24 protein-coding genes are annotated in these 21,906 nt (G+C 69.6%); 9 read left to right on the top strand and 15 right to left on the bottom strand.

Annotation, left to right across the window (positions count from 1 at the left end; translation table 11 throughout):
- Window positions 1-2 precede the first annotated feature (2 nt).
- Both ACIOHC_RS08080 and ACIOHC_RS08075 read left to right on the top strand, forming a co-directional pair.
- Window positions 3-956, top strand: a complete 954-nt coding sequence (locus tag ACIOHC_RS08080) for an acyl-CoA dehydrogenase family protein (RefSeq protein WP_351072486.1) — start codon at window positions 3-5, stop codon at window positions 954-956.
- 517 nt (window positions 957-1,473) lie between these two features.
- Complete coding sequence (locus tag ACIOHC_RS08075; RefSeq protein WP_365691142.1) at window positions 1,474-2,031, top strand: ATP-binding protein; 558 nt, start codon at window positions 1,474-1,476, stop codon at window positions 2,029-2,031.
- A gap of 50 nt (window positions 2,032-2,081) precedes the next feature.
- On the opposite strand, the gene ACIOHC_RS08070 is transcribed toward ACIOHC_RS08075, so the two are convergent.
- Window positions 2,082-3,008, bottom strand: a complete 927-nt coding sequence (locus ACIOHC_RS08070) for a cyclase family protein (RefSeq protein WP_351072490.1) — start codon at window positions 3,006-3,008, stop codon at window positions 2,082-2,084.
- A gap of 84 nt (window positions 3,009-3,092) precedes the next feature.
- On the opposite strand from ACIOHC_RS08070, the gene ACIOHC_RS08065 reads away from it, so the two are divergent.
- Window positions 3,093-4,007 carry an SDR family oxidoreductase gene (locus tag ACIOHC_RS08065; protein WP_351072492.1) on the top strand — a complete coding sequence of 305 codons (915 nt, stop codon included), beginning with the start codon at window positions 3,093-3,095 and terminating at the stop codon, window positions 4,005-4,007.
- A 43-nt stretch (window positions 4,008-4,050) separates the two neighbouring features.
- The gene (locus ACIOHC_RS08060; protein WP_351072494.1) at window positions 4,051-5,100 is read left to right on the top strand and encodes a Zn-dependent alcohol dehydrogenase; all 1,050 of its coding nucleotides are present in this window, start codon (window positions 4,051-4,053) and stop codon (window positions 5,098-5,100) included.
- Between the two features lie 89 nt (window positions 5,101-5,189).
- Here the strand turns inward: ACIOHC_RS08060 and ACIOHC_RS08055 are convergent, their stop codons facing one another.
- The 3 genes from ACIOHC_RS08055 to ACIOHC_RS08045 form a co-directional block, all read right to left on the bottom strand.
- Window positions 5,190-5,435 carry a hypothetical protein gene (locus ACIOHC_RS08055; RefSeq protein WP_351072496.1) on the bottom strand — a complete coding sequence of 82 codons (246 nt, stop codon included), beginning with the start codon at window positions 5,433-5,435 and terminating at the stop codon, window positions 5,190-5,192.
- The gene (locus tag ACIOHC_RS08050; protein ID WP_351072498.1) at window positions 5,419-5,670 is read right to left on the bottom strand and encodes a DUF6400 family protein; all 252 of its coding nucleotides are present in this window, start codon (window positions 5,668-5,670) and stop codon (window positions 5,419-5,421) included. The genes ACIOHC_RS08055 and ACIOHC_RS08050 overlap by 17 nt, the downstream gene beginning before the upstream one ends.
- A 275-nt stretch (window positions 5,671-5,945) precedes the next feature.
- Window positions 5,946-6,929 carry a helix-turn-helix domain-containing protein gene (locus tag ACIOHC_RS08045; RefSeq protein ID WP_351072500.1) on the bottom strand — a complete coding sequence of 328 codons (984 nt, stop codon included), beginning with the start codon at window positions 6,927-6,929 and terminating at the stop codon, window positions 5,946-5,948.
- 151 nt (window positions 6,930-7,080) lie between these two features.
- On the opposite strand from ACIOHC_RS08045, the gene ACIOHC_RS08040 reads away from it, so the two are divergent.
- Window positions 7,081-8,325: an MFS transporter gene (locus ACIOHC_RS08040; RefSeq protein ID WP_351072822.1), complete on the top strand. Its 1,245-nt coding sequence runs from the start codon at window positions 7,081-7,083 to the stop codon at window positions 8,323-8,325.
- Window positions 8,322-8,777 carry a DUF2809 domain-containing protein gene (locus tag ACIOHC_RS08035; protein WP_365691139.1) on the top strand — a complete coding sequence of 152 codons (456 nt, stop codon included), beginning with the start codon at window positions 8,322-8,324 and terminating at the stop codon, window positions 8,775-8,777. The genes ACIOHC_RS08040 and ACIOHC_RS08035 overlap by 4 nt, the downstream gene beginning before the upstream one ends.
- Here the strand turns inward: ACIOHC_RS08035 and ACIOHC_RS08030 are convergent.
- Window positions 8,725-9,060 carry a hypothetical protein gene (locus ACIOHC_RS08030; RefSeq protein ID WP_351072504.1) on the bottom strand — a complete coding sequence of 112 codons (336 nt, stop codon included), beginning with the start codon at window positions 9,058-9,060 and terminating at the stop codon, window positions 8,725-8,727. The genes ACIOHC_RS08035 and ACIOHC_RS08030 overlap by 53 nt on opposite strands.
- A gap of 170 nt (window positions 9,061-9,230) precedes the next feature.
- Here ACIOHC_RS08030 and ACIOHC_RS08025 point away from each other — a divergent pair, with 170 nt between their 5' ends.
- Window positions 9,231-10,574 (top strand): MFS transporter, encoded by a 1,344-nt coding sequence (locus ACIOHC_RS08025; RefSeq protein WP_351072506.1) that lies wholly within the window; start codon window positions 9,231-9,233, stop codon window positions 10,572-10,574.
- Between the two features lie 61 nt (window positions 10,575-10,635).
- Here the strand turns inward: ACIOHC_RS08025 and ACIOHC_RS08020 are convergent, their stop codons facing one another.
- Window positions 10,636-11,241 (bottom strand): flavin reductase family protein, encoded by a 606-nt coding sequence (locus tag ACIOHC_RS08020; protein ID WP_351072824.1) that lies wholly within the window; start codon window positions 11,239-11,241, stop codon window positions 10,636-10,638.
- 152 nt (window positions 11,242-11,393) lie between these two features.
- Here ACIOHC_RS08020 and ACIOHC_RS08015 point away from each other — a divergent pair, with 152 nt between their 5' ends.
- Window positions 11,394-12,347 (top strand): hypothetical protein, encoded by a 954-nt coding sequence (locus tag ACIOHC_RS08015; protein WP_351072508.1) that lies wholly within the window; start codon window positions 11,394-11,396, stop codon window positions 12,345-12,347.
- A 51-nt stretch (window positions 12,348-12,398) separates the two neighbouring features.
- Here the strand turns inward: ACIOHC_RS08015 and ACIOHC_RS08010 are convergent, their stop codons facing one another.
- Window positions 12,399-12,608, bottom strand: a complete 210-nt coding sequence (locus ACIOHC_RS08010; RefSeq protein ID WP_351072510.1) for a DUF397 domain-containing protein — start codon at window positions 12,606-12,608, stop codon at window positions 12,399-12,401.
- Complete coding sequence (locus tag ACIOHC_RS08005) at window positions 12,605-13,366, bottom strand: helix-turn-helix transcriptional regulator (RefSeq protein WP_401841938.1); 762 nt, start codon at window positions 13,364-13,366, stop codon at window positions 12,605-12,607. Before ACIOHC_RS08005 ends, ACIOHC_RS08010 begins: the two co-directional genes overlap by 4 nt.
- A 518-nt stretch (window positions 13,367-13,884) precedes the next feature.
- On the opposite strand from ACIOHC_RS08005, the gene ACIOHC_RS08000 reads away from it, so the two are divergent.
- On the top strand, window positions 13,885-14,742 hold the full coding sequence (locus ACIOHC_RS08000; protein WP_365691185.1) for a hypothetical protein: 858 nt from the start codon (window positions 13,885-13,887) through the stop codon (window positions 14,740-14,742).
- A gap of 139 nt (window positions 14,743-14,881) precedes the next feature.
- On the opposite strand, the gene ACIOHC_RS07995 is transcribed toward ACIOHC_RS08000, so the two are convergent.
- From ACIOHC_RS07995 to ACIOHC_RS07965, 7 genes are all read right to left on the bottom strand, one after another.
- The gene (locus ACIOHC_RS07995) at window positions 14,882-15,712 is read right to left on the bottom strand and encodes an enoyl-CoA hydratase-related protein (protein WP_351072519.1); all 831 of its coding nucleotides are present in this window, start codon (window positions 15,710-15,712) and stop codon (window positions 14,882-14,884) included.
- Window positions 15,713-15,779: 67 nt separating this feature from the next.
- Window positions 15,780-18,008 carry an acetate--CoA ligase family protein gene (locus ACIOHC_RS07990; protein ID WP_401841936.1) on the bottom strand — a complete coding sequence of 743 codons (2,229 nt, stop codon included), beginning with the start codon at window positions 18,006-18,008 and terminating at the stop codon, window positions 15,780-15,782.
- A 368-nt stretch (window positions 18,009-18,376) separates the two neighbouring features.
- Window positions 18,377-19,066: a contact-dependent growth inhibition system immunity protein gene (locus ACIOHC_RS07985; RefSeq protein ID WP_351072523.1), complete on the bottom strand. Its 690-nt coding sequence runs from the start codon at window positions 19,064-19,066 to the stop codon at window positions 18,377-18,379.
- Between the two features lie 11 nt (window positions 19,067-19,077).
- Window positions 19,078-19,371: an RNase A-like domain-containing protein gene (locus ACIOHC_RS07980; RefSeq protein ID WP_365691133.1), complete on the bottom strand. Its 294-nt coding sequence runs from the start codon at window positions 19,369-19,371 to the stop codon at window positions 19,078-19,080.
- A gap of 137 nt (window positions 19,372-19,508) precedes the next feature.
- Window positions 19,509-20,183: a hypothetical protein gene (locus ACIOHC_RS07975; RefSeq protein ID WP_389636496.1), complete on the bottom strand. Its 675-nt coding sequence runs from the start codon at window positions 20,181-20,183 to the stop codon at window positions 19,509-19,511.
- 19 nt (window positions 20,184-20,202) lie between these two features.
- A complete protein-coding gene (locus ACIOHC_RS07970) occupies window positions 20,203-21,012 on the bottom strand; it encodes an RNase A-like domain-containing protein (protein ID WP_365691130.1) in 810 nt (269 codons plus the stop codon).
- Between the two features lie 108 nt (window positions 21,013-21,120).
- Complete coding sequence (locus ACIOHC_RS07965; protein ID WP_401841931.1) at window positions 21,121-21,882, bottom strand: hypothetical protein; 762 nt, start codon at window positions 21,880-21,882, stop codon at window positions 21,121-21,123.
- Window positions 21,883-21,906: the final 24 nt, after the last annotated feature.

The raw sequence follows: 21,906 nt of genomic DNA, 5'->3' as shown, positions 1-21,906 counted from the left end.
TCATGGACTTCCAGCTCTCGGACGACCAGCGGGCCCTCGGGGCGGGGATGCGCGAACTTCTGGCCGGGCGTTTCGACAGGGACCGGATGCGGGCGGCCCTCGACGGCGGTACGGGCATCGACCGGGCGCTGTGGCGGGAGCTCGGCGAGTCCGGCCTCTTCGCGCTGCGGCTGCCGGAGGCACAGGGCGGTGTCGGGCTCGGGCTGCCCGAGTCGGTCCTCCTCTTCGAGGAGGTGGGACGGTCGCTGCTGCCGGGGCCACTGATCACCACCCACCTCGCGGCGGGCGCGGTGAAGGGGGCGGCGGAGGGCGGGGCGGTGGTCACCGTGCTGGACGCGGGGCAGCCGGTGGAACACCTGGGGGACGCGGACGCACTGCTGGTCCTCGGGCCCGGGGAGGTACGGGTCCTGACCGGCGGGACGGCGCGGGACGTCGCGGGGATACGGGAGTCCGCCCGGCCCGTGCGGTCGCTCGACCCGTTCACACCCCTGTGGCGGGTCACCGGACCGGTCGGGCCGGGTGAGCCCCTGCCCGGTGCGGAGCGGCTGCGCGAGGAAGGCGCCCTGCTCGCCGCCGCCGAGCAACTCGGCAGTGCCTCGCGCACGACCGAGATGGCCGTCCGGCACGCCGGTGAACGTGAACAGTTCGGTGCGCCGATCGGGTCCTTCCAGGCGGTCAAACATCTGTGCGCCGAGATGCTGGTCCGCGCCGAACTGGCCCGCGCCGCCGTCTACGCCGCGGCCCTGACCGAGGACCGGGCGGAGATCGCGGGCGCCAAACTGCTCGCCGACGAGGCGGCGGTCCGCAACGCGCGGGACTGCCTTCAAGTGCACGGCGGCATGGGCTTCACCTGGGAGGCGGACGTGCATCTGCACCTCAAGCGGGCATGGCTGCGGTCCGGTCGGTGGATCGCGGCGGCGGCGGCCGAGGAAGCGCTTGCGGCGGACCTGTGCTGAAGCCGGACGGGTTCCGTGCAGGCTTCGGCGGCGCGGCGACGGGGGGCCGTCGGGGGCGCGGATGTCACAGGCCGGTGTTTGAGCCTCACGCTGCGGAGTCACGCAGTGCAGTCGGTCGGGACCGATGTCGGCTTGTGTCCTTTGCGTGATTCGTCACGGGGTGGAGTCGCCGCCGGGCTCGGGTACGCTCCGTGGGATGCGAGAGGTTCTGGAACCGGGTGATCCGGGTGTTGCCCGTGCGGCGACTCCGGGCCGGAAGAGGTGCCCTGCTCGCATTCCAGGCAGAAGCGCCGGGCCTGCCCGGGAGACGGCTCCCGCGGCCTCGCTGTGCCTCTGTTCGACTCCCCGCAACGTGCGTCGCACAGTATGCACCACGCGTACTCCTTCGCGCTGGAATATGCCCGAAGCGCTTGTTGCGGTGACTGTACGTCAACCATGCTGTCTCGCAAGGGAATCACGTTCCGTGACCCTGAGGAGGCGCGAGGCGATGTGTCCGCCGGTCTGGATGGTGTGAGCGGTGCAGGTGCTTCAGGTTCAGCTGGAGGTCGGGCCGGATCCCGCGGAGGTCGGGCGGGCCCGCAGGTGGGCGCGGTCGAGACTGGTCGGGTCCGGGATAAGGGACGACGAGCCGCTGGCCGAGACGCTCATCCTGCTGATCTCGGAGCTGGTCACCAACGCGGTGGTGCACACCGGCTGTCCGGCCGTGCTGCGCATGCTGTTCGGCTCGGCGGGCGCGACCGGGACCGTACGGGTCGAGGTGGCCGACACCAGCTGCCGCCCGCCGCAGCAGCGCCACGCGCGGGGTGAGGACACCGGCGGCCGGGGCCTGGAGCTCGTCGACGGCCTCGCCGACCGCTGGGGCTGGCAGCCGGAGGGCGCGGGGAAGCGCATCTGGTGCGAGATCGACCGGGACGTTCCGCCGGTCCGGGCGGTGCCGGTGCACCCCGGCGGAACGGGCGTCCCCGGCACCCAAGGGGCTCATGGCACCCAAGGGGCCGCTCATGGTGTGCGGGGCGCGGACGACGCGGACCGTGAGGCGTACAACCCTTCGCGTGCCGTCACGCATCGTGCATAAAGGTTAAAGCAGTCGGTCCGGGCCGCGTTCCGGCGCCGGTCCGTGCCCCTTCACAGGATGGCGACCGGGGCGACCGGGGTGCCCGTGGCACCGACGAACGGCTCCGGCATCGCGGAGAGCAGGAAGGCGTACCGCCTCTCGTCCGCACAGGCTGTGGACAGCGTCTCCAGGTTCCAGTTCTGGCCCTGCGGCATGCCCATCTCGACCAGGTCCAGCGCGTGCACGCCCAGCCACAGATCCTCGATCTCGGGCGGGAAGATCTCGAAGGTCAGGGTGTCGTCGGCGACCGCTGCCACATCGCGCGCACGGAACCACTCGGGCGTCCGGATGGAGAGGCCGGGCGACGGGTGGCCGTACGCGTGCTTGTCGCCCGCCAGGTACACCCGCACCTGCCCCGTCCGTACGAGCACGATGTCCCCGGCCCGGACCCGGACCCCCGCCAGTTCCTCGGCCGCGTCCAGGTCTGCGGGGGTGACGGCGTGGTCCCCGGGCAGCCGGTCCACGCCGTGCGCGCGGGCCACGTCGAGCAGCACGCCGCGCGAGACGATGTGCGGCGCCTTGTCGATCCCGCTGTACCGCGCGCCGGCGTGCGCGGTGATCGTGTCGGCCGGCCGGCCGTTGTAGATCCTCCCCGAGTGCGAGACATGGGTGAGGGCGTCCCAGTGGGTGGCGGTCTGCAGGCTCAGGACCGCCGTGTCGTCGCTGGTGGCGACGGTGCCGGGGCCGAAGAGCTCCTGGTTGATCTGGACCATGGTGTGCAGCGGATTGATCCTTCCGGGGATCAGTCCGCTCTGGACACCGTCCTGCTGGAGGGGGAGTGCGAGCGGGACGCGCAGCCCGGTGCGGACCGTGGCGGCGGCCTCCCGCACGACGGTGTCGGTGATCAGGTTGAGCGTGCCGATCTCGTCGTCGGCGCCCCAGCGGCCCCAGTTGTTGATCCGCTTGGCGATGTCGTGGAACTCGGCCGGCAGTGACATGGGTACCTCCTGGGGCTTGTGTTCGTGAACCCGATGGCCCATAAAATCTAACGGACCGTCAGAAACCGCGGGAAGGGGCCGGGCATGGGGAACTTCTTGGCAGGCAAAGTGGTGGCCGTGACGGGTGCCGGACGCGGCATCGGGAGGGCGGTCGCGCTCGCGGCGGCGGCCGAGGGGGCGAGGGTCGTCGTCAACGACTACGGCGTCTCCGTCGAGGGCGGGGAGCCGAGCAGCGAGATAGCCGAGTCCGTCGTGAAGGAGATCGGGGCGGCGGGCGGCGAGGCGGTGGCCGTCGCCGACGACATCTCCACGATGGCGGGCGGGCAGCGGATCGTGGACACGGCGCTCGCGCGGTACGGGCGGATCGACGGGGTCGTGTGCGTGGCCGGCATCCTGCGGGAACGGATGCTGTTCAACATGTCCGAGGAGGAGTGGGATCCGGTCGTCGCCACCCATCTCAAGGGCACCTTCACCGTGTTCAGGGCCGCGTCGGCGGTGATGCGCAAGCAGGAGGGCGGCGGCACGCTGATCGGCTTCACCAGCGGCAACCACCAGGGCAGCGTCGCCCAGGCCAACTACAGCGCCGCGAAGGGCGGGATCATCTCGCTGGTGCGGAGCGCGGCGCTCGGCCTGCACAAGTACGGCGTCACGGCGAACGCCGTCGCCCCGGTCGCCCGCACCCGGATGTCCGCCAATGTGCCCATGGAACTCAAGGAGATCGGCGAGCCGGAGGACGTGGCGGCGCTCGTCGTCTACCTGCTCAGCGAACGGGCCCGCAAGGAGGGGATCACCGGCCAGGTCTACACGATCGCCGGTCCGAAGATCGCGGTCTGGGCCCAGCCGAGGGAGTTGCGGGCGGGGTACGCGGACGGGGCCTGGACCCCGGAACGGATCGCCGACTTCCTGCCGGGGACGGTGGGCACGGACCCGATGCCGATGCTGGCCCAGCTGGAGGAGATGGCCGCGGCGGCTGCGGCGAAGGCCCGGCCGAACGCGTGAACATCATCGCCGAGCGGGCGCTCGGCCTACCGAGGGAGCCGAGATGAGAGGCGTCGTCTTCGACGGCAAGCGGACCGAGGTCGTCGATGATCTGGAGATACGTGATCCGGGCCCCGGCGAGGTGCTGGTGGCGGTGGCCGCGGCCGGGCTGTGCCACAGCGACCTGTCGGTGATCGACGGGACGATCCCGTTCCCGTCGCCGGTCGTGCTCGGGCACGAGGGCGCGGGCGTGGTGGCGGCGGTCGGCGCGGGCGTCGGCCATGTGGTGCCCGGCGACCATGTGTCGCTGTCCACGCTGGCCAGCTGCGGGGCGTGCGCGCAGTGCGACCGGGGCCGGCCGACGATGTGCCGCAAGGCGATCGGGATGCCGGGGCAGCCCTTCTCGCGGCGCGGAAAGCCGCTGTACCAGTTCGCGTCCAACTCGGCCTTCGCCGAACGGACCCTGGTCAAGGCCGTGCAGGCGGTGAAGATCCCCACCGACCTGCCGCTCACCTCGGCCGCACTGATCGGCTGCGGGGTGGTGACGGGAGTCGGAGCCGTACTGAACCGGGCGAAGGTCGACCGGGGCGACACCGTCGTGGTCATCGGCACCGGCGGCATCGGACTCAACGTCATCCAGGGTGCCCGGATCGCGGGCGCCCTGACGATCGTCGCCGTCGACGCCAACCCGGCGAAGGAGGCGATGGCGCGGCAGTTCGGCGCGACGCACTTCCTGACGTCGGCGGAGGCCGTGCGGGAGATCCTGCCGCGCGGGGCCGACCACGTCTTCGAGTGCGTGGGACGTACGGAGCTGATCCGTACCGCGATCGACCTGCTGGACCGGCACGGTCAGGCGGTGCTGCTGGGTGTCCCCGCGGCGACGGCCGAGGCGTCCTTCCTGGTCTCGTCGTTGTTCCTGGACAAGTCCATCCTGGGCTGCCGGTACGGCTCCTCGCGCCCGCAGCGGGACATCGCCCTCTACGCGGACCTGTACCGGGAGGGCAGGTTGCTGCTGGACGAACTCGTCACCGAGACCTACCCGGTGGAGGACTTCGCCAAGGCGGCGGACGACGCCCACCACGGCAGGGTGGCGCGGGGGGTGCTGGTGTTCTAGGACGTGTCTTCCGTGGCGTCGAACCGGATTCGTTCCGACCGCGCCGGGCTCGCGTGCCAGGCCACCGCGCCCGGCCGCGTTGGCGTCGGTCAGTCGCCGAAGGCGCCGCTGTCGCGCGGGGTGACGTCGGGGCGCGTGTTCACGGACCACATGTGGGTGCACTGCGGGCACTGGAGGTGAACGACCGGTCCGTTGTTGGAGATCAGGTAGCGCCAGTGTTCACGGCAGGTACGGAGGTCGGCGCAGTTCTCGCAGTGACGTGCGTCGTCGCAGACGGGGCAGGGCATCCAGGCGCGGCGGGCCACGTCCGCCTGCGGATCAATGGGCAGTCGCACGCCCCGGCCCCCTTCCCGGCAGGACGCCGGCCGCCACCAGCTGGTCGTAGGTGCGCCGCTGTTCGGCGTCCAGGCCCGAGTAGAGGAGCGCGTACGCCTCGTCCTCGCCCTGGAGCGCGGCGACCGGGTCCCAGTCGGGTCCGAGTGCGGTCACGACCTCGGCCCGGCGCCGAACTTCCTCGAACGTCAGATCGATGGTGAAGGGTATGAGACTGTCTGGATTTTCCTTTTTCATGGCGAAACTTCCGAAGTGCCGGTAGTGCTTCACATGCCTATCAGGTGGAAGCGGCGACAGGGAAGGGTGACCTAAGTCGCTCTGGGGCGGAGCGGGCCCCGGCCCCTGGGGGAGGAACCCCCGGATCGGTCGGCGGGGGTGGGGCGTTGCCGACGGCGGGGCCCCGACGGCGGACGCGGTCCACGGACAGCACTGTGACGTACTTCATGGGGTCGTCCAGGGCGTCGGGGCGGGCGGTCCGAGCCGTGCGGAGGGGTGGCGGCCGGCACGCGCCGTCAGGCCTTCCCCGCGCGGAATGTGCGCCGGTACACCGTGGGGGACACCCCCAGCGCCGCCTGCAGATGCTGCCGCAGCGACGTGGGCGTCCCGAAGCCCGCGTCCCGCGCCACCTGGTCGATCGACAGGTCCGTCGACTCCAGCAGCTGCCGGGCCCGCTCGACCCGCTGCCGGGTCAGCCACTGCACGGGGCTGATCCCGACCTCCTCCCGGAACCGGCGGGTGAACGTCCGTACGCTCATCGACTCCTGCTGCGCCATGTCGCGCAGCAGGATCGGACGCTCCAGCCGGCCGAGCGCCCAGGTCCGTGCCGAGGTGGTGGTCGCGAGCTGCGCCTCGGGCACGGGGCGCTGGATGTACTGGGCCTGTCCGCCGTCCCGGTGCGGGGGCGCGACCGTGCGGCGGGCGACGTCATTGGCGACGGCGGTGCCGTGGTCGCGGCGCACGATGTGCAGGCAGAGGTCGATTCCGGCGGCGACCCCGGCGGAGGTCAGTACGTCCCCGTCGTCGATGAACAGGACGTCCGGGTCGACCCGGACCTCGGGGAAGAGCTGCTGGAAGTGGTCGGCGTGCGACCAGTGGGTGGTGGCGGGCCGCCCGTCGAGATATCCGGCGGCGGCCAGCACGTAACCGCCCGTGCAGATGGAGACCATCCGGGTGCCCGGCCTGATGTGTGTGAACGCGGCGGCCAGCTCGTCGGTGAGCCTGCCCTCCGTGTAGACGGGGCCGAGTTCGCAACTGGCGGGGATCACGATCGTGTCGGCGGTGGCCAGTGTCTCCGGGCCGCGTTCGACGGCCACTGTGAAGTCCGCGGCGGTGCGGACCGGGCCCGGCGGGCGGATGGAACAGGTCACGACTTCATAGAGTTTGCGGCCCTTGTCGTGCGGTTCGAAACCGAGCGATCGGCCGAAAATCCTTTGTGGGATGCCCAGTTCGAAGGGGAGCAGCCCGTCGAGGGCCAGGACGACGATTCGGTGCGGCATTGGCGGACTCCCTTCACCCCTAGCTGGTATAGACCTTCAACTGATACATGTCACTGCCGTGAAGGAAAAGTCAGCGGAGTACCCGCGCATTCCCGCCGTTCGCGGCGAGAGCCCGTCGCCCCTTTTGCCCGGCTCTTCGAGTGGGGAGCCGCTGGGCGGTGACCTCGATGCGGGCCTGAGTGCGGGCCTGGGGGACATCCGGCCCGCCGAGCTCTGGAACCGTAACTTCCGGCTCTTCTTCGTGGCCCGTACCGCCGCGCTCTTCGGTGACGGCATGATCCCGGTGGCGCTCACCGCGGGCCTGCTGGGAGCCGGCCGGCCGCACTCGTCGGTGGGGTTCGCGCTGGCGGCCTGGATGGGGCCGCTGGCGGTCTTCGTGCTCTTCGGCGGCGTACTGGCGGACCGGTTCACCCCTCGCCGGATGATGATCATCGCCGATGCGCTGCGGCTGGTCGGGGCCTCCGTACTGGCGGTCTCCTTCGCCGTCGGCAACCCGCCGCTGTGGGCGGTGTACGCACTGAGCGCGGTGGCCGGCGTGGGCGCAGCGCTCTTCCAGCCGGGCGTCGCCTCGACCGTGCCCCGGGTCGCCCCGGACGTGCAGCGTGCCAACGCGGTGCTCCGGGTCTCCGAGGCGCTCATGACCATGGCGGGCCCGGCCTTCGCGGGCATGCTCGTCGGGTTCGCCAGTGCCGGCGCCGTCTACGCGGCGAACGCGTCGACGTTCCTGGTCTCCGGCCTCTGCCTCTTTCTGCTGCGGCTCGCCCCGGCCCCGGCGGACGAGGTGCACCGCGGTACGTTCGTCGCCGAACTGGCCGACGGATGGCGGGAGTTCCGGGCCCGAAGCTGGCTGTGGGGGGTGATCGCTATCTGGACGGTGTACGGCTTCGCGGTGCTCGGCCCGATGCTGCCGCTGACCGCGGTCCAGGTCACCGAGGCGCACGGCTCGGGGACGTACGGCGTGATGATGGCGGTGAACGGCGCCGGCAGCGTCGTCGGCGGGCTGCTCGCCCTGCGGCTGCGCCCGCGCCGCCCGCTCGCGGCCGGAGCCGTCGCGCTGACCGCGGTCTGCGTGAACCTGGTGGTGCTCGGCCTGGGCATGCCGGTGGCCGCGCTCGGGACGGGGCAGTTCGTGGCCGGTGCGGCGTTCGCGTTCTGGCTGGTGATGTGGTCGACGACGGTCCAGACCCATGTGCCGCCCGAGGCGCTGAACCGTCTGCACGCGTACGACGTGGCGGGCTCCCTGCTGATGCTGGCGGCGGGCCGGGCGCTGGCAGGGCCGGTCGCGGACCGGGTGGGCGCTCCCGAGGTGCTGCTGGCCGGAGCGGTGATCAACATGGCGGTGGTGGCGGTACTGCTGGTGGCCCGGCCGATCCGGCGGCTGGAGCGGATCGCGTGAACGGGGGCGGGCCGGAGGGGGCGGCGCCCCGGGTGGCGCGGACAGCGTCATGGACACGCGCGGTCGCGGCCGGGGCCGCGGTGCTGACCGTCGTCGCCGGGCTGGGCGTCAGGGCGTTCGCGGACGGCGACATCGCCAAGTACGCCGGGGACGCGCTCTACACCGTGCTGATCTGCTTCCTGGCCGCCGTGGCCGCGCCCCGCGCCCGGCCGGTCGTCAAGGCCGGAGCGGCGCTCCTGTTCAGCTGGTCGGTCGAGCTGCTGCAGCTGACCGGGCTGCCCGCGGAACTCTCCCGCCACAGCGCGGTTGCGCGGCTGGTGCTCGGCTCGACCTTCAACGCCCCCGATCTGTTCTGGTACGCGGTGGGGGCGGGGTTCGCCTGGGCGGTGCTGGCCCCGCTCACTTCTGCTGCTTCGCCCGCTCGCGCTCCTCGGACTTCTGCATCTCGATGACCTCGAAGACATGGGCGCTGGTCTGCCTGCGCACACTGCCCGCGACGAGCAGTGCCGTGCCGAGGACGGACAGGAGGGCGGAGATCCCGAGGATGGTGAGCTGCTTCGGCACCCCGGTGACCGCCTCGCACTGCGAGACGCGGTAGCAGTACGCGTCCCACTGTTCCGCCAGCAGGAAGCCCAGCCGGATCCACAGGACGCAGGCGACGACCAGCAGCACGGCGCCCCAGGCCTGCATCAGCGCGGAGCGGTGGTGGAACTGCTGGCGTGCTGCCCACTGCATGAGATCCCCCGGTTCGGTTGGCGACGAAGGCGCGGTGCACGGGCCGCCGAACGACAGGTGATCGTACGCGTCTTCGAGCACCGCCGGGCCGGAAGACGTCGGTCCCTGTTGGCCCGATCTCTTCGAACGGTGTCCCTCCGGCCACTCGTCCGCACCGGAACGTGGACCGGATGCTGAGTGACGTGACCCAGACAACCGAAAGCGCCGCCCGGGACGACGACCGGCAGGCCACCCCCGTCGCCCCCGGCCGGCGCTCCCGCCTGCGCGTTCACCGCGCCTGGCCCGTCGCCGTCGTCACCTTCGTGACGATCGTCGGCGGCGCCGCGTTCAACTCCCTGCCCGGCCTCCTCATCGACCCGCTCCACACGGAATTCGGCTGGTCGCGCGGCGAGATCGGACTCGCGGTCTCCATCGACATGGCGCTGTACGGGCTCGCCGCGCCGTTCGCCGCCGCGCTGATGGACCGGTTCGGCATCCGCCGGGTCGTCGTCGTCGCGCTCGGCGCGGTGGCGGCCGGGGCGTTGGCCAGTGTCTGGATGACGGCTTCCTGGCAGCTGATGATCTATTGGGGGCTGCTCGTCGGCCTCGGCACCGGGTCGATGGCGCCGGCCTTCTCGGCCACGGTCACCAACCGCTGGTTCGTCGCCCGGCGCGGCCTGGTCACCGGCGTCCTCACCGCGGCCGCCGCCTCCGGACAACTGGTCTTCCTGCCGCTGTGCGCCTGGATCGTCGCGGAGCACGGCTGGCGTCCGGCGTCGGTGACCGTGGCGCTCGCCGCGCTGGTCGTGGTCCCGTTCGTCTGGCTCCTGCTGCGCGACCACCCGGCCGATGTGGGCCTCGCCCCGTACGGCGGCACCTACGTGGCCAAGCCCGCACCCGCACGCGGTGCGGCGAGGCGGACCGTACGCGTACTGGCCGACGCGGCGCGCACAGGACCGTTCTGGCTGCTCGCGGGCACGTTCGCGATCTGCGGCGCCTCGACCAACGGCCTGATCCGGACCCACTTCGTGCCGTCGGCCCACGACCACGGCATGCCCATCACCGCCGCGGCCTCGCTGCTCGCCGTCATCGGGGTCTTCGACATCATCGGCACGGTCTTCTCCGGCTGGCTCACCGACCGCTTCGACGCCCGCCGCCTCCTCGCCGTCTACTACGCGCTGCGTGGCGTATCGCTGCTCTTCCTGCCGATACTGATGGCGCCGACGGTGCATCCGCCGATGGTGTTCTTCATCGTCTTCTACGGTCTGGACTGGGTCGCCACCGTCCCGCCGACGCTGGCCCTGTGCCGCGAGCAGTACGGCGAGGACAGCGCCATCGTCTTCGGCTGGGTCCTCGCCTCCCACCAGGTGGGTGCGGCCCTGGTGGCGTTCCTGGGCGGTGTGGCGCGCGACGTGTTCGGCTCGTACGACGTGGTCTGGTACGCCTCGGGGGCGCTGTGCGCGACGGCGGCGCTGATGGCGCTGGTGATCCGGCGGGTCCGGGAGCCGTCGGGTGCCGCCGCGGGACTCGGCTGACGGCGCCGGCCGGTCTCAGCGCCTGTCGGGTGACCTCAGGCGATGGCGGGCGGCGACCCGCTCACTCGCTGAACCGCCCGAACCTCCCCCGGTGGAACAGCAGCGGATCGCCCCCGTCCACCGCCCCCAGCGCCTCCACCCGGCCGACCACGATCAGATGGTCGCCGCCGGTGTGGACGGCGTGGATGCGGCAGTCGATCCAGGCCGGTACGGAGTCCAGCAGCGGCGACCCGGTCGCGGGGGCCGGCTCGTACGGCACCCCCGCGAACTTGTCGGCCCCGCTGACCGCGAAGCTCCGGCACAGCGCACCCTGTTCCGCGCCGAGGATGTTGACGCAGAAGGCCCCGGCGCGGGCGATGCGCGGCCAGGTCGTCGACGTACGGGCGACCATGAACGTGACCAGCGGCGGGTCGAGCGAGAGCGACGCGAACGACTGGCAGGCGAAGCCCGCCGGACCCGCCTCGTCGTCCGGGTCGTGCGCGGTGACGACGGTGACCCCGCTGGCGAAGTGGCCCAGTACGCCTCGGAATTCGGCCGGGTCGACGGGCGGTCGCTCACCGTCGGCGACGGCCCGGAGATCCGGGCGTGGCAGTGGATCGACCGGCGCCGTCCCCGCAGTGGTGGAGGCGCCGACGGACCTGAGGTACCGGACGGCGGTGGCGGCCATGCCTGCGTGTCCCATCACGCTCCCCATTGAAACTGACGATACGTCAGATAGGAACCCCTGCGAGCCCTGCCGGTGGATGGACCCGGCCCCCCGGAGCCGGGCAGAGGCGGACCCTCCCGGTGCGGGAGGATACGCGCGGGGAGGGGAACCACATGCCGATACCTGCCGCAGGAGACGCGCAGACGATGCCCGGGGGTGCCGAGGCGCCCCTCGGGCTGCTGGAGCTGTGGACCGGACGGTCGATCCTGGCGGGCGCGGGTGCGCTGTTCATGGGGGCCGTGCTCGGCGTCGAGGTCGCGGGGTTCGCGGAACTTGCCGCTCAGGCGCCCGCCCCACCGGACGGGCCCGGGACGACCCTGCTCCTCACGCCGTTCCTCGCTTGCTTCGGCGGTCCGTTCGCGCTGATGGCGAGTCTGCTCGCGGTGCTGCCCACGGCGTCCGCGGCCCGTTGGGCGAGCGCCCGGTTCACCGGCCGCGACGTGTGGTGGTGGGTGCCGGTCGTCGCCGCGGTGCTGGTGACCGCGGGCGTGGCGGCCCTCGGCCTCGTCCGGCATCCGGGCGCCGGTCCCCTGGTCCTGTGCTGGTTCACCGGGGCGGTGACGCTGACGGGGGCGGCCCTCCTGGCCCGGGACGCCGCGCTGCACGGGGGCCGGCTCCGGCGCATCCTGGGCTACGGCGTGCTCGCGGCCGTGGCCGTGTTCGGAGCCGGTGCGGCCGTGTTCGCCACCGGGCTGGTCACGGAGTACCGCCCGCCGAGGGTCGACGCCGCTCGGTTGGCCGGGACCTGGACCGATGGAGAGGGCGGCACGCTGCGGCTGGCCGCCGACGGCATGGCGCGCGCCGACGCGCTGACGGATCACGACTCCGCGGCCGAGCACGGTGCTGTGTCGCAAGCCGGGAAGTACCGCTGCTCGGGGCGGGGTACGTGGTCCTACGATCCCGGAGAGAACACCACCTGGAGCCAGAGCGTGCGGCTCGACATCGAGGGCTGCTCCTTCGGCGGCGACGCCGACGGCTGGAGCATCAGCGGCACGCCGGATCGCCCCGAACTCAACCGGGAGTACGGCGATCCGGACTCACCGGACTGGTACACGCTCAGGCGGTGAGGGGCCCCGAACCCGCCCGAGCCGGGCCGGGCTCAGAGCGAGTGTCGGCGGTCAGCGCCCGGCGGCGTATGCGACGAAGTCCGCCCATGCCTCTGGGGTTACGGCGAACCGGGGGCCCTGCGCCTTCTTCGAGTCACGGACGTGGACCGTGCCGGGTGGGGTGGCGACCTCGACGCAGTCGTTGCCGTCGCTGCTGTCGCTGTAGCTGCTCTTGAACCACTTCAGTTCGGGAGCATCCTCGGCAGAGGTCTTGCGAATCATGTCTCTCCCAGCGCTTGCTCGATGAAGGCCAGCGACTCCCGTGGAGTGAGAGCCTCGGCCCGGATGATGCCATACCGCAGCTCAAGGACTCTGAGCTGTCGCGGATCGCGGACCGGACGCCCGCCGTGCACGCCGTCAGTACGCCCTACCCCCGAACCGTCGCTGAACTTCAGCACCTGGATCTTTCCGCCAGTTCCCGGATGGTCCCAGCGGTCGGTCGGCATCACCTGAATCTCGACGTTCCGCATCTGCCCCACCTCTAGCAGGTGTTCAAGCTGCTGGCGTCGCACCATTGTCCCTCCGATCGGGCGGCGCAGCGTCACTTCTTCCAGGACAAAACTGAGATCCGGTGCCGGTGACCGGTCGAAGATGGAACGCCGAGCCGTACGAGCAGCCACCATGCGTTCCAGCTCATCCTGGGAGTACGCAGGTCGACGCGTCCCGAGCAACGCCCGAGCGTGCTCCTCCGTCTGCAGGAGACCGTGCAGGTTGTGGTCGCCGTACGACAGCAGCTCGACCGCCCGTGCCTCCATCCGCGCCAAGTCCCGGATCTTCTTCGGGTACCGGACCTCCGCCACGTCCTTCTTCATCGCGGTGATCAGCCCGCCCGCGCCCAGCACCTCGTCCGCCCTGTCCAGAAACTCCGGGCGCGGAATCCGCTTCCCGGCCTCGACTTTGTAGACCTGGTCCTCCCCGTACCCGATCGCCACGCCGAACTCGGCCGCCCGCATGCCGGCCGCCTCCCGGCGCAGCCTCAACTGCCGCCCCACCGTGGCGACAACGGCCGCTCCCGACTCGTCGTCCGGGTCGACCTCCCAACCGGGCTCGTCCGTCTCGCCCCGGGCCGTTCCACACCGTTCGCATCCACCCGCATCCGCGCCACCTCCGACGTGCCGTCACGATCGCGGCACCACCTACCCGCACGCCTGCTCCGGACAGCCCGGACAGCGCCGGACAAGCACCGGACAGTCACCGTACGCATCCGTTTGATCACTGGTCAGCGTAGGTGTTGCCCGCCACGCTGAGTGACGTGAATCAAGAAATCACCCTCTCTCAACCCCCCGCCCCCAGCCGTGCGTTCAGCGTTCTGCTCTCGCCCACCCGCCGGGGAGCCAGGCTCGCCCGGCTGCTCGCCACCGCGCATCTGGGCGAGTGGGGGATCCCGTCGGAGCCGGCCGCGCAGATCGTTGCCGAGCTGGCGGCCAACGCCGTGTTCCACGGCCGGGTTCCGGGGCGGGACTTCCGGCTGGGCCTCACGGTTCACGACGGCGGCGCGCTGCTGCGGATCGAGGTGAGCGATGCCCGTGGCGACTGCCTTCCGTTTCTTTCCTCGGCCACCGTCATGCCCACGGACCTCACCGAGAACAGGCCCCTCGAACGCCGTGTCGACACCCTGCTGCGCATCGACATGGAGGACGACCAGTCGTACCTCCTCGCGATCGAGGCCCAGGGCAAGAAGGACCCGGACAAGCCCGCGAGCTGGATGTACTACCTGTCGTACCTTCAAGCGAAGTACAAGCTGCCTCCCATGCTGCTGGTCGTCTGCCAGGACAGAGCGACCGCCGAATGGGCAGCACGCCCGTTCCGTGCGGGCCACCCGCAATCGCCCGCGCTCACCCTGCAGGCCCTCGTCGCGGGCCCGCACAACATGCCGGTGATCACGGAGGTGGCGGAGGCCCGCAAGGACCTGGCGCTGACCATGCTGGCGGCGATCACACACGCAGGCGATCCGGACATCGGTGCCATACTGAAATCGCTGTCTACCGCTCTGCGGGACGTACCGGAAACCATCGCCAATCCCATCGTCGAACTCACCGCACAAGGCTTGGGCAACCGCCCGGCCGCACAACAGTGGAGGAACCTGGTGGCCGTGGACCTTTCCTTTTACAAGTCCTTCATGTCGGAGGAAATCCGGGACGAGGGCCGTGCAGAGGGCCGCACGGAGGGCCGTGCAGAGGGCCGCGCAGAGGGCATTGCGCGGGGCATCTTGCTCTTCCTTGAGCAGTCGGGTGTGGATGTGCCTGACGAGGCGCGTGAGCGCATCTTGGGCTGTACCGATCTCGATGTTCTGAGTCGTTGGCTTCTGCGTGCTCCCGGCGCCGCGTCGGTCGAGGATGTCTTCGCCGAGGAGTAGGCAGGTTGTGGCCGGGACCCGCCGGTGGCCCACGTCAACCGGCGGGTCCCGGCCGCACAGCACGGCAGGAGCCCCGTGACCACGGACCACGGGCAGTGGCACCCCGCGGCAGGGGAGGACGGTGTGAGCGGCATCGGGGTCACAGCCCCCGGTACTTCGGCGTGCGCCGCTCCACGAAGCTCGCCACCCCCTCGTTGGCGTCCTGCGTCGTCATATTGATCTCCTGGGCATTCGCCTCCGCCGCGAAGGCCGTCGTCCGGTCGGCGTCCAGCGATGCGTTCACCAGCTGCTTGGTGAGGGCGATCGCCCGGGTAGGCCCCTCGGCCAGCCGCTGCGCCCACGCGCGGGCGGTCGCCGTCAACTCCTCGTCCGGGACGACCCGGTTGACCAGACCCAGCCGTTCCGCCGCCGCCGCCGGGAGCGAGTCGCCGAAGAACATCAGCTCCTTGGCGCGCTGCGGTCCGATCAGGCGCGGCAGCAGGTACGCGCCGCCACCGTCGGGTACGAGGCCACGGCGTACGAACACCTCGATGAACTTCGCCGAATCGGCGGCCAGCACCAGATCGCAGGCGAAAGCGAGGTGCGCACCGATGCCGGCCGCCGTGCCGTTGACGGCCGCGATCACCGGCTTCTCGCAGTCCAGGACCGCGGCGATCAGACGCTGGGCGCCGAGCCGGATGGTGCGGGCGACATCGCCCGGCACCCGGTCGCCCGTCGCCGGGGCGCCGCGCAGGTCGGCGCCCGCGCAGAAGCCGCGGCCGGTGGCGGTGAGGACGACGGCCCGGACGGCCGGGTCGGCGGAGGCCTCGGTGAGCAGAGCGATGACGCGTTCCCGCTGGTCCCGGGTGACGGCGTTCATCGCCTCGGGACGGTTGAGCGTGATCCAGGAGACGCCGTTGTCAGTGGCGTGGAGTACCAATGAATCAAGCGGTTCGACGGACTCGGCGGTGTCTTCGGGGGAGGACGGCATGAGGCAGCTCCTGGGTGAGTGGTGTGGCCGGTGGCGTGGCCATCGAGGCGGTCGACGGGGTGACCGGTCAGCGGCAGACGGCCAGCGCGTCCAGCGCCACCGCGCCCTGCCCCCGCCCCAGCACCATCAGCGGGTTGATGTCCAGCTCGGCGAGGTCGTCGCCCAGTTCCAGCGCCATCCGCTGCACCCGCAGCACGACCTCGACGAGCGCGTCCACGTCCACCGGCGGGCCGCCGCGTACGCCCTCCAGCAGGGCCCGGCCACGCAGTTCGCCGAGCATCGACCGCGCCTGGTCCTCGCCGAACGGCGGTACGCGAACCGCCGCGTCGTGCAGCACCTCGACCAGCACGCCACCGAGTCCGACCGTCACCGTCGGCCCGAACAACGCGTCCTGCGTGACCCCGACCATCATCTCGACGCCCCGCTCGACCATCTGGCAGACCAGGATGCCGTCCAGCTCGATGCCCTCGTACCGCGCGATGTCGGTCAGTTCCCGGTACGCGTCGCGCACCTGGCTGGCGGAGGTGAGCCCGACCTTGACCAGGCCCAGCTCGGTCTTGTGGGCGAGCCGGGCGCCCGACGCCTTCATGACGACCGGGTAGCCGACCAGTCCCGCCGCCCGGACGGACGCGGCGGCGCTGGTCACCAGCTGCTCGCGCGGAACGCGGATTCCGTACGCCCGCAGCAACTGCTTCGCCGCGTGCTCGCTCAGCTGGTGTCCCGGGCGCATCAGCGCCTGTGCCTTGCGGAACGAGGGCGACGGCGTGCGCGGCGCCTCGTCGAAGGGGGAGCGGTAGGAGGCGGTGAACCGGTGGTGGTCCAGATATGCCTTCACGGCGGTGATGCAGTTGCCGAAGGTACGGAAGGTGGCGACGCGGGACGAGCCCAGCAGCGTCGTGCGGTACGCCTCCTCCGTACCGACGGGCGAACCCCACACCACGCACACCAGCTTGTCCGTGGCCTCCGCCGCGTCCACCAGGTCCTGCGCGAGTTTGTCGCTCATCGGAGGGAAGGGGCCGGTGATCGGACAGATCAGGACCCCGACGTCGGGGTCGGCGAGGATCGCGTCGATGATCTTCCGGCCGCGCCAGTCGCCGACCGGGTGGCCGCCGTTGTCGACCGGGTTCGCCACGTTCAGATAGCCGGGGATCCACTCGTGCAGCTCCCGCTGCTTCGCCTCGGACAGGGTGGGGATCTCCAGTCCCGCGCCGGTCGCCAGGTCCGAGAAGTGCGCGCCCGTGCCGCCCGAGATCGAATACACGACGACCCCCTCGGCCTGCGGCTTCCGCGCGCGGGCCAGCAGGGCCGCGGTGTCCTGGAGCTCGTCGAGCCCGTCCACCCGGATCACGCCGAACTGCCGCATCGCCGCGTCCACCACCTGGTCGGCGCCGGTCAGCTTGCCGGTGTGTGACGCGGCCATCCTGGCCCCCGTCTCCGTACGCCCCACCTTGACCGCCACCACTGGAACACCGGCCCGTGCCGCCCGGTCCGCGGCCAGCAGGAAGGAGCGCCCGTCCTTGAGCCCCTCGACGTAGCAGGCGATGGCCCCGACCTCGGGGCGCTGCGAGAAGTACGAGATGAAATCGGCGGTCTCCAGATCGGCCTCGTTGCCCGTGGGCGCCCAGTGCGAGAGCCGTACGCCCAGCTCCTGAAGGGTGTAGACGGGGCGGCCCTGGTGACCGGACTGGGTGATCAGCGCGATGGCCGGCCCGTCGAGGTCGTCCCGGAACCTCTCGAAGGCGTTGAGGTTGGTGTTCGGCCCGAGCAGCCGCAGCCCGGACCGTTCCACCGCCGCGGCCAGTCGCGCCTGGGCGGCGGCTCCCTCCTCGCCGGTCTCGGCGAACCCGGAGGCGAAGGCGACGGCGAACTTCACCTTGGCCTGTGCGAGTTCCTCGATGACAGGGAGCGGATCACCGACCAGCAGCACAGCCAGATCGACCTGCTCCGGCAGGTCTGCGACGGAAGGGACACAGGGCCGCCCGAACACGGACTCCCGGCTGGGATGCACGGGATACAGCCGCGCCCCGACGCGCTCGGCCCAGCCGATCAGCTGTCGGGTGATCCCGGTATTGGGCCGCCCCTCGGTGTCGGACGCGCCGATGACGGCGACGGACTCGGGCCGGAAGAACCGGTCCAGATCCGGCACCGGCGTGTGCAGCGGGCGGCCGCTGACATCGAGATCGCCCTCCGCGGCGGCGGCCGCCATGCTGTGGACGATGGCGTGCGGCTCCTCGCCGCAGGCCACCACCCTGGCGCGGAAGTCGGTGGTGAGGGTGCCGTGAGTCGATCCAAGCATCGTTCCGCCCACTCCTGCTAGAGGTCCGTCGGGTGATCGTGCTCGGCCAGCGCGAAGCTGACACACTGTCAGGTTACTGAACTGACGGCCCGTCAGGAATGGTCGTGCAGGCAAAGGCTGCGGCGGACGCCCTGTGTGAGTTTCCGGTCGGGGCAGCTGCCCCTCGCTGTCACCGAGGGGCCGATCTGCCCCACCCGACCGAGTGGCCGCATTCTGCCGCGCCGGACCTTGACGGGAACACGGTCCGGCCAGCAGGTACCGACCCCGTCCTGCCCGTGTCGCGCGGGTGCAACCGGTGAGCCCGCCCGTCCCTGGCGGGCTACTGGGAGATCTCTCCTTCTACCGGGCTCTCTGTCCCATCCACACGGCTATCGAGTCCCGCCCTGCGGTCCGCACTCCGCCCGGAACCCGCTCAGACGGTCTGCAACCATGGCAAGCCATCCACTGGCCGAATACGGCGTCGGCGGATCCACTTCCATGCCCAATTCCGCTACCGCGAGCGCGTAATCCGCCTCGTTGAGGCCGAGCGTGAGCAATTCGTGGAGCTCTCCGACCGCGCGGGCAACCAGATGCGGATCCGTCGTGGTGGCGTAGTCCCGCACCGCTGCCTCGTGCTCGGCGAACTCGTCGGGCATGTCCTGTGAGAACCAGCCACCGAGGAACTGTGCGAGCTCGGGGAAGCGTGCGTGCCACTCCCAATGAGTTTGTGGCTCCGTTGTGGGCGGGACGTCCCCTGACTCGACACTCTGCTTGAGGTGGTCCGCGAGAAGCAGGAGCCAGTCCTGGATGTCGGGCTCCGCGAGCCCGACATCCGGCACCGGATAGAACTCGCCGAGGCGCAAGCGCAGGCGACCGGGAGGATTCCGGGCGTAGGAACGCAGTTGGAGCTCAGCGATCGACAGGGCCCAGGGGCGGGTGTGCCAGGTGTGGCGCATGTACGCGAGCAGGGCGTCGCTCGGCTCGTCCGCCCTGTCGTCTGCGGACTGACCCACGTAGGCGCGGAGCACCTGATCCAGCTCACCGTAGAGACGATCAAATTCGAGCGGCTTCATCGACACGGTGCACAGCCTTAGAGGTAGATCGGAAAGGTGGCGTGTACGACGAAGCCGTGCGGGCTCGCAGGCTCCCGTCTGAGGATCACGCGGGCGGCGCGAGCATCCAGGGATCCCCGCGCCGCCAGCATCATCGCTTGCAGCAGCACCCGGCCGACCGGCTCGGAGCGGGAGGGCCAAGAGGCCTCGATGGTGAGCCGCTGCCGTGTGCCCTGCGCCAGCCATCGGTGGATGATCTGTTCATTGTGGGTCACCACCTGCTGGGCGGTCTCCCGGTCGGGATAGGTGGCTGTTCTGTTCAGTAGCGGCACGTCAACAATCTACGACAGGTCGACGAGTGAATGGAAGCTGCTCTCCGGTGAGATGAATTCATATGGGCGGGTCCATGCATTGTTCCTGGTTCTGCATAACAAGTAGGTGTGCCGGATGACTGTTCCTGCAGAACAGTTCAAGGGCAGTGCCCGTGCTCCTCAAGCATGTGCGCGTTGATTCTGTTGACAAGTTCACGCAGTGATGAGCTGGAGACCCATTCGATCTCGCGTGCCAGAGCGAGCTGCATGGAACGGGGGTTCGGGAAGAGCGCAAGGGCGGCCTGGGCCTCTGCTGCGAGAGACGACAGGAATTCATTGCACAGAGGATGTTCGGAGGCAATTGCCGCCGCCGTCGACTCTGCCAATGAAGAATAGTCGCCATCGTAGATCCAATTTACGCCGAACCCCTTGAGTCCTGGAAACCTGACTCTCATCTCCCATCGTGACATGGGGAGTTCTGTATAGTCAGGTGCCCCCTCTTTGTCCAGAAGCCTGATCACGCCTGCCAAGGTGTGGAGATACTCGCCGCAGTCCATTCCTTCGGCAGCGCGGGAAATCGTTGTTTGAAAATCTGGCGGCATTGATTCGATGGCACCGGAGTCGATAGTGTCACCGGCCAGGTCCAGTAGGGCCGTTGCCGTGTGGATTGGACACGCCCATTGGGCCGAGCTGTCATTCTCGACAGCTCGAATGAAACGTCGCAGTTCGTCCTCCAGGACGATGGTTCCAGATGACTCCTGAGCCTTCACCGCAAGGTCCAGAATCCTTTTTACTGGGCCGGCGTTGAAAAGTGATGCAGTGTGCGACTTCACAGAGACCTCATTCTGTCTCCTACGGAGGTGGATCGGGGACCGGGTAGGATGTTACGACAACGAACGGCGGGTCGATTCCTGGTTTGTATCTCAGGGCAACTTGAACTGAACTGACGTTGCTTGCTGCTGCATTCATTCCTTGGGCATCATAGTCGTCACGGGTTACAGTGCGCCCGGTTGTTTCGTTGAATGTGAGAGTAAGGGCGGGGCTCAACTTGGATCCACTCGGATCCCAGTTGGGGTTGTTCTTGCTCTTCTTTTCAACCTTTTCAATCCACTTTTCAACCCGATCCGCGTTGTCGATGTCGTCAAGTGCCGCCTGGGTGAATCGTTGGGCAGATGCGAGATCTTTGTATGCGGAAGCCGAGGGGGCATTGCTCTGGTCGCGCATGCGCTGGGCCAGTTGCCCGTCCGTGAGGCCAATGTGCTTATCGACGCCGTGGCTGCCGTGGATGCCTTCCTGGCCGGTCAAGTCCAGGGGGTAGAAATGGTCTTTGGGATCCTCGCCTGGAACTGTGTAGTGATATTTTTCCTTGAACTCATTGAGTGACCGAGCCCCGAATGCTTCCGCGCGCGCCTCCTGCGCGGCGTATGTCGGGATGCTTGTATGAGCTTCTTCCAGAGGCCCCAAGAGCTTCGACAGGTTGTCCGCCAACGCCTGAACCGACTCGTTGTATACGTCCACGCCGTGATTCAAGCGGCCCGTGTCGAGGTTTGCGATGAATTCCGCGGCGTATTCGGCCGGACCGCCCCCCAAGGACAGGAGGTCGAAGAAGTCGTTGACCTCGAATGTCTTCTTCCCTGATTCGATATAGACATCTTCGATCACGGACCGAACCCTGGTCACTGCGGTGCTGAAGTGGTCACACGCAGTGGCGACTTCACCTGCTGTGTCCATCAGTACATCGAGTGCCGGTTTCTGACCAACTTTGTGCCCCTACTTGTGACCTGCTCGTTCCTGGCCCCAGGCTGTCGTCCCCCAGATGCTGCCGCAGAACTGCTTCATCGCATCCTGCCACTCACTGTGCCCGGACGCCGAGTCGGTGATGTACGAGAGGGCGTCGTCGAACTCGTTGGCCGACTTCTTCGCTGCGGTCCTGGCCTGACGCCAGGCGTCTGCGATTTTGGGCAGGGTGAGATCGTCGCCGCCAGGGGTGATGTCGGCGACTTTGCCGTGCCTCAGCACATACTTGAATATTGGGCTGAGGAGGGCGCCACCGACAGATCCCAAGCCGGCGACCACGGCATTGAGGATGTCGTTGCCCCAGCCTGATTCTTCAGGAGGGTTGCCCCAGCCGAGTTCCGGCACCGGTCGGCAGGAAGAGGGCTTGGTCATCACATGGGGCAACGGCTGCTTCGGAGACGGCCCCGGTACGGGATGCGTCCTGTACTCGGCATCCATGTAGTGATTGGCCGTGGCCGTGAGCCCCACGGCCGCGCCACCGACTCCGACCGCCGCCTTGTCCCATACCTGTAAAAATCGGATGGCGACCTTCGCATATGCGGAAGCGAAGGCCTCCGGTCCGCTGCCGACTCCGCCGGCATGTTCATGCATCTCCAGCTGTTCGAGCAGGCGCAGGGACTGATCGGAGAAGTCGTAGTGACTGTTTCGGAGCGTATAAGAGGCGAAGTACAGGTGAGTCGGTTTGACATCAAATCCGCCGGCGATATCCGGGGGCAGAGGCTTGAGCTTGCGCACTTCCTCCACGCGGCGTCGACGGGC

Source organism: Streptomyces sp. NPDC088252 (assembly GCF_044740965.1).
Lineage (GTDB): Bacteria > Actinomycetota > Actinomycetes > Streptomycetales > Streptomycetaceae > Streptomyces.
Note: the sequence above shows the minus strand (reverse complement) of the source record. Positions and strands in the feature narration are given on the sequence as shown.

What these genes read in the sequence shown, in the direction of transcription:
- ACIOHC_RS08080 (WP_351072486.1), top strand. Translation starts at nt 3, where the DNA reads ATGGACTTCCAGCTCTCGGACGACCAGCGGGCCCTCGGGGCGGGGATG.
- ACIOHC_RS08070 (WP_351072490.1), bottom strand. Translation starts at nt 3,008, where the DNA reads ATGTCACTGCCGGCCGAGTTCCACGACATCGCCAAGCGGATCAACAAC.
- ACIOHC_RS08065 (WP_351072492.1), top strand. Translation starts at nt 3,093, where the DNA reads ATGGGGAACTTCTTGGCAGGCAAAGTGGTGGCCGTGACGGGTGCCGGA.
- ACIOHC_RS08060 (WP_351072494.1), top strand. Translation starts at nt 4,051, where the DNA reads ATGAGAGGCGTCGTCTTCGACGGCAAGCGGACCGAGGTCGTCGATGAT.
- ACIOHC_RS08050 (WP_351072498.1), bottom strand. Translation starts at nt 5,670, where the DNA reads ATGAAAAAGGAAAATCCAGACAGTCTCATACCCTTCACCATCGATCTG.
- ACIOHC_RS08045 (WP_351072500.1), bottom strand. Translation starts at nt 6,929, where the DNA reads ATGCCGCACCGAATCGTCGTCCTGGCCCTCGACGGGCTGCTCCCCTTC.
- ACIOHC_RS08030 (WP_351072504.1), bottom strand. Translation starts at nt 9,060, where the DNA reads ATGCAGTGGGCAGCACGCCAGCAGTTCCACCACCGCTCCGCGCTGATG.
- ACIOHC_RS08025 (WP_351072506.1), top strand. Translation starts at nt 9,231, where the DNA reads ATGCTGAGTGACGTGACCCAGACAACCGAAAGCGCCGCCCGGGACGAC.
- ACIOHC_RS08020 (WP_351072824.1), bottom strand. Translation starts at nt 11,241, where the DNA reads ATGGCCGCCACCGCCGTCCGGTACCTCAGGTCCGTCGGCGCCTCCACC.
- ACIOHC_RS08015 (WP_351072508.1), top strand. Translation starts at nt 11,394, where the DNA reads ATGCCGATACCTGCCGCAGGAGACGCGCAGACGATGCCCGGGGGTGCC.
- ACIOHC_RS08010 (WP_351072510.1), bottom strand. Translation starts at nt 12,608, where the DNA reads ATGATTCGCAAGACCTCTGCCGAGGATGCTCCCGAACTGAAGTGGTTC.
- ACIOHC_RS07995 (WP_351072519.1), bottom strand. Translation starts at nt 15,712, where the DNA reads ATGCCGTCCTCCCCCGAAGACACCGCCGAGTCCGTCGAACCGCTTGAT.
- ACIOHC_RS07990 (WP_401841936.1), bottom strand. Translation starts at nt 18,008, where the DNA reads ATGCTTGGATCGACTCACGGCACCCTCACCACCGACTTCCGCGCCAGG.